The organism is Bacillus sp. FJAT-14266, from assembly GCF_001719225.1.
Classification (GTDB): Bacteria; Bacillota; Bacilli; order Bacillales; family Bacillaceae; genus Bacillus; species Bacillus subtilis.
The window spans coordinates 3,700,347-3,713,861 of sequence record NZ_CP017072.1 but is presented as its reverse complement, the minus strand read 5'-3'; the positions used below and the strand labels follow the sequence as shown (position 1 = coordinate 3,713,861).

The following is a 13,515-nucleotide window of genomic DNA, read 5'->3' as shown; positions in this document are numbered from 1 at the left end:
AAAACAGAATTTTTTATTTGCTCCTCACAGTGCTAAAATAAACAAAATAGACAATTGAAAAAATAGAGGTGTAAGAATGAAGTTAGATGAGTTTACAATTGGCCAGGTCTTCAAAACGAAATCATTAAAAGTATCAAAAGATGATATTATGCGGTTTGCGGGTGAATTTGACCCTCAGTATATGCATGTAGATGAAGAAAAAGCGAGTAAAGGCAGATTTAATGGAATTATCGCTTCCGGCATACAAACACTGGCCATATCTTTTAAACTTTGGATTGAAGAAGGTTTCTATGGAGACGATATTATAGCCGGAACAGAGATGAATCATATGACATTCATAAAACCTGTATATCCGGATGATGAATTGTTTACAATTGTTGAGGTTCTTGATAAGCAGCCAAAGAGAAATGAATTGGGAATACTCACAGTATTGCTATCTACTTATAATCAAAAAGAAGTAAAAGTGTTTGAAGGTGAGTTATCTGTATTGATCAAACGATAACTCAGAAAGCCCGCTTTTCGCGGGCTCGATTGAAGCAGATGGGGGAAAGATGTTAGCGAGTTTCCTTTGAAAAATAAGAGGTTAAAACATCATAAACAATAGGCAAAGAAGTAAATCCCTCATCTTCTAGAAAATGACCTCCGTGCTGAACTTCATATAACGCAGCATCAATTTGTTGTGCCAGATCCTTGCTGAATGAAAAAGGCACAATTTGGTCGTCCTTAGAAGCAATGACAGCACGGTGCTTCGCGGACTCAATGATTGTTTGATGATCAAACGATCCCTGTGTAAATTCATCTAACATCTGTAAAGTGGGCAATGATTTGGCAAAGCCGGAAACAAGTATGATTCCGCCAAGCTGTTTTCGTAATTGAAGATGTTCCAAAAATCTCAAAATGGCGGGGCAACCTAAGCTGTGCGCAACCAAATACGTATTTTCATGTAAAGTGTGCTGATATAAAGAGAGTGTATCCAGCCAATCCTCAAGTCTTGGCTGGAGCGGATTAGGCATGTTTAAAATGTCTGCTTGGACCCCATCTGCGAGCAGACGTTTTTTCAGCCAAGGGAACCAATGATTTGTTGAGGAGGCTCTGTAGCCATGAATGATATAGACTTGTTTTGTCATTATTTCCTCCTAAGAAATATTTTCATTCAGTATAAAATTCCTCTCATTGGGAAACAAGTACGCACTTTTTTGTAAGTAGCTTTACATATGAGGCACTCCTTGTGCCATTCCCCACTTACACATCTCATCTATGAGGGGATACAAAGATCGCCCTCTGTCAGATAACGAATACTCTACTTTCAGTGGGGTTTGAGAAACCTCAGACCGATGAATAAGGCCGTCAGTTTGCAATTCCTTAAGCTGTGCGCTTAACATTTTATGGGTGATGAAGGGCATAGCCCTTTTCAGCTCGCCGTATCTCATCGTTTTTTCACACCCTAACTCATAGAGAATTCTCATTTTCCATTTGCCCCCTATAAGAGATAAGGTGTATTCAAATGGGGCTTGTTTACTGCGGCACAAGCTATTCACTGTAATCAAACCTCCTTTTTTTAGTATCATAACAGAATAATTCAGGGTTTTCGGTGTTGAAGTTTGAGGGCGATTCACGATCTGAAGTGAAAGGGGCCGCTTGCTCAACAGGCGGCACGGTACATGAATGTTCTAAGTCAAAGAGGGTTACCTTACTGTTAGTTACTTTATTTAAAAAAACGCATGTTTTTAGCTGAAAATATCTATTATGGTATATTTAAATATAACGAAATATTTGAGAAATGAGGAATGGTATGAATACACCCAAAAAACATAAGAAATTTAAAGCGAAAATGATTCTCCAAATCATCATGGTTATCATTGGAGGAATCATAGCGGCATATGGACTAGAAACAGTGCTCATTCCAAACAGTGTATCTGATGGAGGGGTGACGGGTCTTAGCATCGTTGGTTCACAGCTATTCAACTTGCCGCTGGGGATTTTGATTGCTGTGATCAACATTCCATTTGTCTGGTTAGGATATAAGCAAATTGGGAAAAGCTTTGCATTATTATCAATTATCGGAATCGTATCGCTTGCCGCGGGGACAAGCTTTTTCCACCACACACCCGCCATCATAGAAGGAGATACCCTGTTAATTACCGTTGTCGGCGGGATTATCCTTGGATTCGGAATGGGGCTGGCGCTGCGTAATGGCGGCGCATTAGATGGAATTGACATGCTTGCTGTGCTGCTATCCCGAAAACTGCCATTCGGAACGAGCGATCTCATTCTATTCTTAAACCTATTTGTGTTTATTTTTGTTTCCACAGTATTTGGCTTACAAGGGGCATTGCTTTCAGTCATTGCTTACTACATTGCATCCAAAGTGATTCATGTTGTGGAGGAAGGCTTAAGCGGCTCTAAAACCTTTCAAATTATTACAACCCAACCTGAATTAATGGTAGAGACAATACGTGATCAATTAGGCCGAAGCGCCACATATAAAGAAGCTTACGGGGGTTTTTCCCACGAGAAATTTAAAGAAATCACATGTGTCATCAACCGTTTAGAAGAAACCAAGCTAAAGGAAATTATTAATGATATTGATAAATCCGCCTTTGTCACCGTATATGACGTAGCTGAAGTGAAGGGCAGCAATTTTAGAAATCTCAATCATCATTAGAAAAAAGAATGACCTTAACTGACATGCCGCCGATAAATATAATCAAAAACACTTTTTGAGGGCTTGAGGGTGTAACCGTAAAGGTCTGAATTATAGAAATACCAAGGGTGTCAAAACCCTTGGTATTTTTTCTGCCAAAAATAAGCCATTTTGGTGAAAGATTATTTCTCTGTGATGAAATAAAGCAAAGCGATGACCGGAAAAGCGATTCCAATCCATAATGCTGTACTCCATCCCCCTGAGGCATATGCCCATCCTCCAATTGATGACCCTATCGCACCGCCTAGAAAGAAGATCGCCATGAATAATCCGTTTAATCGACTGCGAATTTCAGGCGCCAACGAAAAAATAGCACGTTGACTGAGCACGAGGTTTGCAGATACACCCATATCTAACAGAATAGCTGCGGCCACTAGAACTGTTATACCGACGGGGGAGCTGCTCTGAATCATGAGCGGCAGTAATAAAGAGACAACGACAACACCGAGAGCGATTCCAGTGGCAAGCCGGGTCAAGCCTCGATCAGCCAGCCGGCCGCCTATTGGTGCAGCGACTGCACCCGCAATGCCCACCAATGCGTAGAGTGCTATTGCCTTCTGAGAAAAATGAAAATCAGGACCCGACAATAATAAAGGAACGGTAGTCCAGAACAAGCTGAAAGCTCCAAATACAAACGCATGATAGATGGCACGGCGGCGTAAGATTGGAGTCGTGCGCAGCAGCTTCCACATTGAACCGAGTAAGGCAGTATAGTTTGTATTTGCTGTTGGTTTTCTGGCAGGAAGCACTTTTGATAATACGATGGCCAGGATAACACTTACCACGGCGGACAAAGCGAATATTGCATTCCACCCCCAGATATCAGCGACTAGACTAGATATCGGACGGGAAAGCATAATACCGAGTAATAAGCCGCTCATGACATTGCCAACAACCCGGCCGCGTGCAGCGTCTGATGCAAGGTATGATGCAAATGGAACAAGCACTTGGGCTGCGATTGATCCCAATCCGACGAAAAACGCAGCTGCTAAAAACAGTGTTCCATGCTTCACAAATGCTGTTAGTGTCAAAGCCGCTGCGCTTAGAAGGAGCGATACAACAATAAGTTTTTTGTTTTCGATAATATCTCCTAAAGGGACAAGGAATAGTAAGCCGGCAACGTATCCGATTTGGGTGAGTGTGACAATCAATCCAGCACCGCTTGGAGAAAGTCCAATTGCCTTACTAATTAATCCGACCAAGGGTTGTGCATAGTAAAGATTAGCAACAATGATACCGCATGCAGTTGCGAGAAGAAGGGTTAAACTGGGTGAAATCCTCTGACCTGCTTGTTTGTTTCCATTAGCCATATGAATGAACTCCTTTTTAAGTGGTTTTTTGAGTGTAATCATGACTTCTCACAAGTGATTTTATAAACTGAACGTTCAGTTTCGTCGATTAATAAAAATAATATACTAAACGTTCAGTTTTGTAAATGGATTTCTGTTTTCTTTTTTTATTCAATTTAAGTATACTGAACGTATAGTTTATATTGCGGGAAGGAATGATTTATGTGCAGAGTAAACGAGGGCGGCCGCGTGATGAAGGAACGCATAAGGCGATTCTCTCTGCAGCCTATGACCTATTGCTGGAAAAAGGCTTCGATGCGGTGACAGTCGATAAAATTGCCGAGCGTGCGAAAGTGAGTAAAGCAACGATTTATAAATGGTGGTCTAACAAGGCTGCCGTTATCATGGACAGCTTTCTTTCGACCGCGACGGACAGGCTGCCTGTGCCTGATACAGGGTCGTCAGTACAAGATATAGTAACCCACGCCACGAATTTAGCTAGGTTTTTGACAAGCCGGGAAGGAACCGTTATTAAGGAATTAATAGGTGCAGGGCAGTTGGATGAAAAATTGGCAGAAGAATATCGCACGCGATTTTTCCAGCCTCGCCGCCTCCAAGCGAAAGGCCTTCTAGAAAAGGGAATTCAGAAAGGTGAATTGAGAGAGAATCTTGATATTGAAGTAAGCATAGATCTCATTTACGGACCAATTTTCTATCGTCTGCTTATAACAGGGGATGAGGTGAATGATTCCTATGTGCGTGATTTGGTGATGAATGCGTTTAAGGGAGTTCAAGCTACCTCTGCTACAGAGAGTATGTAGCTGATAAGAACTGCAAAAGCTGCGGATTATATGACAAATTGGTTCCATCGTACAGTGAAATATAAGATTTTTGTTGCTGAGCGGAATCATCGAGGGAAAAGTTCTCTTATCGGATGTCGAAAAAGAAGTCATTCAATCGTGAATACATAACATCATATTATTACATTCCTTTTCATCGATTGGAACAAGGGTTCTATACTTCAATGGAATACCGCAAAGTTGGAGTATTTAAACAACAGGGGAAAATCGATGGCCATTATGTAGGTGTCATGGCAATGGAAAAAATACTTGCAATGTAAACAGGCCTCTAAAGAGACCTGTTTTTTAATATCCAGATGATTGTCTAGTTTCAGCTTGGGCTCTATGACCACTCCCATAACTGAAATAGTCTAATATTTATACCAGAAGGGATTGTTTATATAAATAAAAGTTTATATAATGACGGGGGCGCTAAGGAAACGCGGGGAGCGACTCAGGTTTTCGTTTCAAAGTTTTGATCCTTAAGATATACGGAGCGCTACATATGGAAACGTAAAGGGGAATGTATAATCATTTGGCGTGTATATAACGATTTGCTTATATATTGATTTGGGAAGGAGGAGCTCATATGACGATTGATGTTGCGGCGATGACTCGTTGTTTGAAAACACTTAGTGATCAAACTAGGCTTATCATGATGAGATTATTTCTTGAACAAGAATATTGTGTCTGTCAATTGGTTGATATGTTCGAAATGAGCCAGCCCGCCATAAGCCAGCATTTGCGGAAATTAAAAAACGCAGGTTTTGTGAATGAGGACAGAAGAGGCCAATGGCGTTATTATTCAATAAATGGTTCCTGTCCTGAGTTTGATACATTGCAATTGATCTTACATCAAATTGATCAAGAGGATGAATTGTTAAACCATATCAAACAAAAGAAAACTCAAGCGTGTTGCCAGTAAGGAGGCATTAGATTGACATCAATGATTTTGGCAGTATTCATCTTTTTATTAACTCTAGTATTGGTCATATGGCAGCCGAAAAATTTATCTATAGGGTGGTCAGCCTGTGGAGGCGCAGTTTTAGCTCTAATAGCAGGTGTTGTCAATTTTCATGATGTGTTAACTGTGACAGGGATTGTTTGGAATGCGACCTTGGCTTTTGTGGCCATCATACTGATATCGTTAATTCTTGATAATATCGGTTTCTTTGAATGGGCAGCGCTTCATATGGCTAAGGCTGCAAAAGGATACGGTGTGCGGATGTTCGTTTATGTATCTCTATTAGGAGCTATCGTCGCCGCGTTATTTGCAAATGACGGTGCAGCTCTTATATTGACACCAATCGTATTAGCGATGGTCAGAGCATTACATTTTAATGAAAAATTAGTTTTTCCTTTTATCATTGCCAGCGGATTTATTGCGGATACCACTTCGCTTCCTTTTGTAGTAAGCAATTTGGTCAACATTGTTTCAGCGGACTATTTTCATATTACGTTTATTGATTATGCATCCAGAATGGTTGTCCCGTACCTGTTTTCGCTGCTGGCGAGCATCATTGTACTTTACCTTTTCTTTAGAAAAAGCATACCAAAACGCTATGATCTGACTGAGGTTAAAAAACCTGTTGAAGCAATTAAAGATCAAAACATGTTCAGACTGTCATGGTATATCTTAGGGCTGCTGTTAATTGGATATTTTGCAAGTGAATTTTTTTCTATCCCTGTATCAGTGGTAGCGGGCAGCATTGCAATCATTTTCTTAATCGCTGCGCAAAAGAGTCCGGCCGTCCATACAAAGAAAGTGGTGAAAGAGGCGCCATGGGCTATCGTATTCTTTTCAATTGGCATGTACGTTGTTGTGTATGGTGTCCGAAATGCCGGATTAACGGATGTCCTTTCAGATGTGATTCAAGCCGCAGCTGATCAAGGATTGTTTGCTGGGACAATTGGAATGGGCTTTATTGCGGCGATTCTTTCTTCCATTATGAATAACTTGCCGACTGTTATGATTGACGCATTGGCCATTGCCGGTACAGATACACATGGGATGATGAGAGAAGCGCTTATTTATGCAAATGTGATCGGTTCAGATTTAGGGCCTAAAATAACACCGATTGGTTCCTTAGCGACATTATTATGGCTTCATGTTCTTTCGCACAAAGGTATGAAGATTTCCTGGGGCACGTATTTTAAAACAGGAATTATCCTCACGATACCCACTTTATTGATCACACTTGTCGGCCTGTATATTTGGCTGCTGATAATCCATTCTTGTTTCTAAAAGGACAAGGTCACTATATCAAGGAAAACAATGCACTGGTAACTCTTGCCGCAGCCAAATGGCTGAAGGGTGGGGGAGAAAATACCTTGGGGCTAAGTGGAATGTGTACAGCGCAGGAATCGAAGCTCAAGGATGACATCGAGTGCTGTCAAAGCAATGAAAGAAGCAGGGATTGATATTTCAAATCAAACATCGGAGAAATTTGATGATCCGGCAAAAGCACACGGAACAGAAGAAGTGTTTCCAAAGGGTCCGTGATGAAATTGGTGACCGTTTAAAACAGTTTGCTGTAACTGGGGAATAAAGAATCGATATACTAGCGTTTCCTTGGGTTATATAATGCAATGTGTTGTTCAACAGGTGTCTGCGAGCTGAGTGCAGACACCTGTTTTTATTAGTCTGAGATTCGTAACAGGGAAGTTATTTAGCTGGTGACAGAGGAAAATTGATTTGTGAACAGAATCATGAAGGAGACGGTGTTTTAAAGGAGTTGTCTGTTTTGCAGGAATTAACAAAAGAAAAATACAGTAGCTTAAAAACGATGTTTGATGACAAATATTGTCCCACATTTGTCTATTCAATATTAGACCAAACCATTCCGGGAGCTGTTTATGCAGATGATCAAACCTTTCCTAAATCGTTTTTTATAGGAACTGAATCAGGCATTTATTTTATTGCGGGAGACCAAGGGAATCGGGATTTTCATGATTTCATTGCAGGATATTATGAAGAACAAGTGAAATCATCAAAACGATTTACCTTGTTTTCTTCCAGTGATACATGGGATAGTGTACTGAAACCCATACTGAAAGATGACTTGAACCAAATGAGAAGAGCTGCATTTTCTTATCAACCAAAATCTTTCAAAAAGACTTTGCAACTGCCAAAGGGGCTTGTATTGAAAAGAATTGACGAAGAGATCATTTCACACAGCACAGCGTTTAACAGCGCGTATTATGAGGAGTATTGGGATTCTGTCTCACAGTTTGCTTCAAAAGGTTTTGGATTTGCTGTATTACATGGCAATCATGTAGTAAGTGAGTGTACTTCTATATTTTTAGGGCATAATCGATCGGAAATGGATATCTATACACTTGAGGAATATAGAGGACTGGGGTTAGCTTATTGCGTAGCAAATAGGTTTATAGCGTTTTGTATGGAAAATGGGATTGTTCCTAGCTGGGATTGTGATATCTGCAACAATTCGTCCATTGCATTAGCAGCTAAACTAGGGTTTAAGCCGGTAACGGAATACACTATTTACTACTCTGGCTAATCTTAATGAAAGAACCTTAAAAGGAGATACCAACCGATGTTGGTATCTTTTTTGTTTTAGAGTTTTTTTACCCTTTTAGCAGAAAAATGGGTGATGAAAATCTTATTCATTTTATTTACTTTTAGGTAGGTAAAACATACCCCGCCAACTGTAACCACTCCGCCTAGCAGAGAGAGCAGTGTGGGTATTTCGCCGATCCAGATCCAAGATATGATCAAGGCTAAAGCCGGTGTAACATAAAGTGAAAGGGTTGCTTCTGAAGCACCGACGAGTGAAGTGACATATGCTAGTGCGAAGTAAGGAATAACCGTCGGCAATAATCCTAAGTAAACGATAGACAAAGTTGCGCTTATTGAAGCGTTCATCATCTCTTCGCCTAAGCTTGGCAGAAACACAAGCATAGGTATTGTTCCGCCCCAAATGGTGAATGTAACGAATGGAATAAAACCATATTTTTTTATATAGCGGGCTTGAAAAACGAAATAAATACTTTCCGAAAATGCTGCCAGCAGGATGACCAAGATACCGCTCATTGAATATGTAAAGTCTCCCGCCCCAAATGCAATCAATAATACACCCAATAAACTGATCATAGAGCCAAGCCATTTCGTAAATCCAAAATGCTCTTTGTAAAACAGGCGGGATAGCATGGCTGAGAAGATCGGTGCCGTAGTAACGAGTAAGCTTGCAACTCCGGCACTAACTGTTTTTTCACCGATGTTCAGCAAAATGTGATAGAGTGCAAAACCTAAAAACCCTAAAAGAAAAATGGCAGGAATGTCTTTCAAGTCGGGTAGGCGCATCTGAGTCAAAACAGCAAAAAGCAATAATGCCATAGAGCCGATTAACAAACGAAATAAAGCAAGGTGTTCTGGTGTGTACCCTTCTAGTCCTGCGCGAATTCCCGGAAAAGCAGATGCCCATAAACCAATCATGAGACTATGAGATATCATTATTTGAACTGTTTTCTTTCGCATTCCTCTCACTCCTCTTTACAAAAACCAACCAGTTATTTAATGTGTTTTTATATTAATAAAGATTTGGTGATATGGCTTCAACCAGTTAAACGGATTTTGACCCAACCAATTTATTTTAAGGAGACCGATTCTATGAGCTTTCCAGAAGAAAAAAAGATGAAAAAGCTCCCTAAGTACAGACAAATCGTTCATTTTATTAAAGAGAAAATAGGAAATGGCGAGTGGCCGATTGGAAGCAAGATTCCAAGCCAGCGCACGCTTGCAAAAGATTTTCAGGTAAATCGGAGCACAGTGATTACAGCCTTAGAGGAATTGATGGCCGATGGGCTAATAGAAGGCACAATGGGGAAAGGCACAGTTGTTATCAACAACACATGGACACTGATGGCTAAGAATTCTGCTCCCGATTGGGATCAATATGTCACCTCTGGCATTCAGATGCCAAGCCGAAAAATCGTTCAAGAGATAAATCAATTAGAATCAAATACAGACCTTATACAGCTCAGTAAAGGTGAACTTTCAGCTGAGATTTTTCCTTTGGCTGTTATGAAAGAGATGATGGGGAAGGTATCTCATCACATGGAGGCATTCGGTTATGAAGAACCAAAAGGTTACTTACCTTTGAGGGAGGCATTAAGCAACTATTTAAAAACCATTGGAATCAACGTCTCATCTTCTTCCATTCTGATTGTCTCAGGAGCGTTGCAAGCCTTGCAGCTGATATCAATGGGGCTGTTACAAAGAGGATCAACCGTTTATCTTGATCAGCCCTCTTACCTTTATTCATTACACGTATTTCAATCAGCTGGTATGAAGCTGACTGGACTTCCTATGGATAATGAAGGACTTTTGCCTGAAAATGTTCATTTAACAAGAGGAGAGCGGGGAAGGGCTATCTTATATACAAATCCATGTTTTCACAATCCGACTGGTATTCTTATGTCTAAAAAGCGGCGTGAAGAGATCCTGACAGTAAGTGAGAATACACAGCTTCCTATTATTGAAGATGACATTTATCGTGAGTTATGGATCGATGAAATTCCGCCATATCCTATTAAAACAATTGATAAAAATGGACACGTACTGTACATAGGAAGTTTATCGAAAACATTAAGCCCAGGTTTGAGGATTGGATGGATCGTCGGACCGGAACCGGTGATTGAACGTTTATCTGACATTAAAATGCAAACAGATTATGGATCCAGTTCGCTATCCCAGAGAGTAGCGGCAGAGTGGTTTACTTCCGGCCACTACCAGCAGCATGTAGAAAAGGTTAGGCAGCAATTAAAGGTGAGAAGAGAATTGGCCTTGAGTGCTTTAGAAACTCATTTGAAAGATGTGGCGACATGGAATATCCCAAAAGGAGGATTTTTTGTCTGGATAAAAATATTGCCTTCCATATCAATGAAATTACTTTATACTAAAGCCTTATCAAAAGGGATTCTGCTCAATCTCGGCAGTATCTATGCTCAGGAAAAAGGGAATTATATTCGCTTATCATATGCTTATGCATCTCTTGAAGACCTTCAAAAGGGGATTTATGAGTTGGGTTTAATGATAAAAGAATTGGCAAGCAGGTAACTTTTATATCCTTAAATGGATGTTTCACTAAAAAAGAGATCAAGCCTAATGATCGCTTGATCTGATAATAACAAGGGTTACTAGAATAGATCAAATCATGGTTCGGTCTTAAAATGATCATGTCTCTGAGCGAAAAGTCTTTCCGACTTCTCTTCCTAAACCAAAGTAATGTCTGAAATTATAGATAAGCGGGCTCCATTTGGAAGGGTTGATATGGTTTTCGTCTAGTATAATACTTTCCTCGGCATGAAAATGTAGTGCCTGCGTCTCTACAATTGCGAATGACGATTCATATTCTGGAAACCGAATGTGTTTCACTTCGGCTTCTATTTGAATAGGACATTCTTTGATTCGTGTTGGTGATACTGTTTTTGATTGTAAAGGCGTTAACCCTGCTGCCTCGTATTTTTCTTTTTTATATGTAAATCCGAGCTGTTTCTTCAAAGGCGGTATACTCTTTTTTCCGCTATAAGATGAAATTCTTTCAACGTTTTCCCATAATTCCGGGCCAGGCAAGTTTATGACACATTCTTTGTGTCTTTCCAAATTGTCGATGGCTTTTCCTCCCAGTCCTACTCCAAGGATTATATAATGTCCAAGAGCCCAAGAAGAAGACATAGGACTAATATTAGTGGTTCCATCCTCATTCAATGTGGTTAGAAGAAATGTCGAGGTACCATAATACATGATCTTGGGTTTGATTTCCTTAAATCGACGAGTGTCTTGTTTTTTGATGTCCAACGTTTTTTCCTCCTTGTCACGCTTACATTTATATTGTAAAGGATTAACATTTCAACTATCATCGAAATATGAATGTAAGGAGGAAAATCATGAATCCTAATATTGCAAAAATCTCTTCGTTGCTATCAGATCCCTCGCGTTCTTCCATTCTTCTCAGTCTGATGGATGGAAGGATACACCCTGCGGGAGAGCTTGCATATCTCGCTAACATTAAACCTCAAACTGCAAGTTTTCACCTGAATAAATTGCTTGAAGCAAAGCTGATTAGCGTAGAGAAGCATGGGAGACATCGGTATTACAGATTGGCTGACTCAGATGCTGCAAATGTGATCGAACAATTGCTTCATATTGCGCCTAAAGCAAAAGTCAAATCTTTAAAAGAGTCAAAAGAGAAAAAGGACTTGCATTTCGCCCGGACCTGTTATGATCATTTGGCAGGTTATGTGGGCGTGCAAATGGCACATTCACTAGTTGAGCGGGGGATGTTAAAAAAAGTTGATTTAAACTTTGAGGTGACTTCAGAGGGTGCTTTATTCTTTTCGAAGTTAGGCATCAATGAAGAGCAACAACGGAATAAGAGGAGAGCCTTTGCCCGCTGCTGTTTGGATTGGAGTGAACGGCAGCATCATATTGCAGGAGCATTAGGAAACGCCCTATTGGTGCGCATGTTAGAAGAAGAGTGGATCGTTCGTATGCCTAAAACGAGAGCGATTAGGATTACACAAAGCGGGAAAATCGCGTTTGAAAAGCACCTAAACGTGAAGATTTAGGATGTTGAAGCGAAGGCACGATATCCAGGAGGAGGAGTAAGATTTGTTCTAATCTTACTCCTTCTTCTTATTTTGAAGCAGCTCGATTCCCCATTGCAATAGAGATGCGGTTCCAACTGTTTATTTGATTAATGATCAGAACAAGGTCAACATAATGTTTTTCATCATAATGTTCCCGCACCCGATGATATAGCTCATCAGGAACCCTTTTAGATGGAATGAGCGTGATGTATTCAGATAGTTCGAGAGCCGCTTTCTCTTCAGGTGAGTAAAAATCACATTCATTCCAAGCATGTAAACAGTAAATTCGCTGTTCAGTTTCCCCCATTTTGCGGGCATCGGACGTATGCATATCGATGCAGAAGGCACAGCCGTTCATTTGAGAGACTCTGATTTTGATTAGTTCTCTCGTCGTTCGGTTAATTGAGGATTGTTTCGTGTATTTCTCCATATCCATCATGATTTTCATACCTTCAGGTGCAATCTCATAGTAGGACACTCTTTGACTCATAAGGCAAGACTCCTTTCCGTCGTATATCTAAATTGTATCTCGATATTGATATCTTTACCAATGTGCGAATTGTATGGCGTTATTTCACTATTTTTTAGCAAAAAGCTGCTTAGAATAAAAATAAGGGTAACCCAAAATGATGAGTGGAGCTGCTAAGGCAAGCAGGGTCCACGAGCCTGAGTGGCTGTCTCTAATGACTCCAATGAATACACAAGTACCGATCAGAAAATATAATAAAGCACCTAGAAACCAATACATGTTCAATCCTCTTTTTCCTTGCTTTTTGGTTGTGCATTTTTGTCTGTCATATGGCTTAATCGATCAGGGTTCTGATTTTTTAATACCTTTTCGGTCCGGATTCCTTTTCTCTTTAATGATAAAATTGTGAGATCAATCGATTTCAATGATGATCATTCCTTCAATGAATAGTAAGTTCCTTATGATTTTAAAGGTAAATTTGAAAAGATAAAACGTACATAGAGGCAGAACGTTCATGTACGTTTGGGCAATGATCACTTGTTGGAAACTCTAATGTTTCCCTGCACCTGATATTGTTGTGTTCCTTCTCTCATGTATGTTTGC

General features: G+C 40.2%; 16 protein-coding genes and 1 pseudogene. 9 read left to right on the top strand and 8 right to left on the bottom strand.

The genetic code is table 11. The features are described from left to right. Positions 1–76: 76 nt before the first annotated feature. On the top strand, positions 77–502 hold the full coding sequence (locus tag BGM23_RS19225) for a MaoC family dehydratase (RefSeq protein WP_003234221.1): 426 nt from the start codon (positions 77–79) through the stop codon (positions 500–502). 52 nt (positions 503–554) lie between these two features. Here BGM23_RS19225 and BGM23_RS19220 read toward each other — a convergent pair whose 3' ends face one another. Continuing rightward, a complete protein-coding gene (locus tag BGM23_RS19220; protein WP_046664264.1) occupies positions 555–1,127 on the bottom strand; it encodes an alpha/beta hydrolase in 573 nt (190 codons plus the stop codon). Positions 1,128–1,208: 81 nt separating this feature from the next. Continuing rightward, positions 1,209–1,538 carry a winged helix-turn-helix transcriptional regulator gene (locus BGM23_RS19215; protein ID WP_017695964.1) on the bottom strand — a complete coding sequence of 110 codons (330 nt, stop codon included), beginning with the start codon at positions 1,536–1,538 and terminating at the stop codon, positions 1,209–1,211. 254 nt (positions 1,539–1,792) lie between these two features. Between BGM23_RS19215 and BGM23_RS19210 the strand changes: the two genes are divergently transcribed. Next, positions 1,793–2,665 (top strand): YitT family protein, encoded by an 873-nt coding sequence (locus BGM23_RS19210; RefSeq protein WP_029725818.1) that lies wholly within the window; start codon positions 1,793–1,795, stop codon positions 2,663–2,665. 161 nt (positions 2,666–2,826) lie between these two features. Here BGM23_RS19210 and BGM23_RS19205 read toward each other — a convergent pair whose 3' ends face one another. After that, a complete protein-coding gene (locus tag BGM23_RS19205; RefSeq protein WP_029725819.1) occupies positions 2,827–4,014 on the bottom strand; it encodes an MFS transporter in 1,188 nt (395 codons plus the stop codon). A 203-nt stretch (positions 4,015–4,217) separates the two neighbouring features. Here BGM23_RS19205 and BGM23_RS19200 point away from each other — a divergent pair, with 203 nt between their 5' ends. The 5 genes and pseudogenes from BGM23_RS19200 to BGM23_RS19175 all read left to right on the top strand — a co-directional run bounded on the left by BGM23_RS19200 (position 4,218) and on the right by BGM23_RS19175 (position 8,353). Next, complete coding sequence (locus BGM23_RS19200) at positions 4,218–4,814, top strand: TetR/AcrR family transcriptional regulator (protein WP_003244147.1); 597 nt, start codon at positions 4,218–4,220, stop codon at positions 4,812–4,814. Between the two features lie 607 nt (positions 4,815–5,421). Continuing rightward, a complete protein-coding gene (aseR, locus tag BGM23_RS19190; RefSeq protein ID WP_003243257.1) occupies positions 5,422–5,757 on the top strand; it encodes a metal-responsive transcriptional regulator AseR in 336 nt (111 codons plus the stop codon). Positions 5,758–5,769: 12 nt separating this feature from the next. Then, positions 5,770–7,077 (top strand): arsenic transporter, encoded by a 1,308-nt coding sequence (locus BGM23_RS19185; protein ID WP_003243030.1) that lies wholly within the window; start codon positions 5,770–5,772, stop codon positions 7,075–7,077. A gap of 58 nt (positions 7,078–7,135) precedes the next feature. Further along, positions 7,136–7,381: pseudogene (locus BGM23_RS22045) on the top strand (hypothetical protein). Between the two features lie 186 nt (positions 7,382–7,567). After that, positions 7,568–8,353 (top strand): GNAT family N-acetyltransferase, encoded by a 786-nt coding sequence (locus tag BGM23_RS19175; RefSeq protein WP_082359965.1) that lies wholly within the window; start codon positions 7,568–7,570, stop codon positions 8,351–8,353. A 56-nt stretch (positions 8,354–8,409) separates the two neighbouring features. On the opposite strand, the gene BGM23_RS19170 is transcribed toward BGM23_RS19175, so the two are convergent. Next, positions 8,410–9,330 (bottom strand): DMT family transporter, encoded by a 921-nt coding sequence (locus tag BGM23_RS19170; protein WP_053581896.1) that lies wholly within the window; start codon positions 9,328–9,330, stop codon positions 8,410–8,412. Positions 9,331–9,462: 132 nt separating this feature from the next. Between BGM23_RS19170 and BGM23_RS19165 the strand changes: the two genes are divergently transcribed. After that, on the top strand, positions 9,463–10,911 hold the full coding sequence (locus BGM23_RS19165) for an aminotransferase-like domain-containing protein (RefSeq protein WP_015715304.1): 1,449 nt from the start codon (positions 9,463–9,465) through the stop codon (positions 10,909–10,911). Between the two features lie 117 nt (positions 10,912–11,028). Here BGM23_RS19165 and BGM23_RS19160 read toward each other — a convergent pair whose 3' ends face one another. Further along, entirely contained in the window at positions 11,029–11,652 is a 624-nt protein-coding gene (locus BGM23_RS19160) for a flavin reductase family protein (RefSeq protein ID WP_046664261.1), read from the bottom strand. Between the two features lie 89 nt (positions 11,653–11,741). Between BGM23_RS19160 and BGM23_RS19155 the strand changes: the two genes are divergently transcribed. Next, on the top strand, positions 11,742–12,422 hold the full coding sequence (locus BGM23_RS19155; RefSeq protein ID WP_046664260.1) for an ArsR/SmtB family transcription factor: 681 nt from the start codon (positions 11,742–11,744) through the stop codon (positions 12,420–12,422). A gap of 67 nt (positions 12,423–12,489) precedes the next feature. Here the strand turns inward: BGM23_RS19155 and BGM23_RS19150 are convergent, their stop codons facing one another. From BGM23_RS19150 to BGM23_RS19145, 3 genes are all read right to left on the bottom strand, one after another. After that, on the bottom strand, positions 12,490–12,933 hold the full coding sequence (locus BGM23_RS19150) for a carboxymuconolactone decarboxylase family protein (RefSeq protein ID WP_029725825.1): 444 nt from the start codon (positions 12,931–12,933) through the stop codon (positions 12,490–12,492). 87 nt (positions 12,934–13,020) lie between these two features. Next, the gene (locus BGM23_RS21635) at positions 13,021–13,197 is read right to left on the bottom strand and encodes a hypothetical protein (RefSeq protein WP_080348091.1); all 177 of its coding nucleotides are present in this window, start codon (positions 13,195–13,197) and stop codon (positions 13,021–13,023) included. Beyond that, positions 13,194–13,337: a hypothetical protein gene (locus tag BGM23_RS19145; protein WP_014478971.1), complete on the bottom strand. Its 144-nt coding sequence runs from the start codon at positions 13,335–13,337 to the stop codon at positions 13,194–13,196. Before BGM23_RS19145 ends, BGM23_RS21635 begins: the two co-directional genes overlap by 4 nt. Between the last annotated feature and the right edge of the window lie 178 nt (positions 13,338–13,515).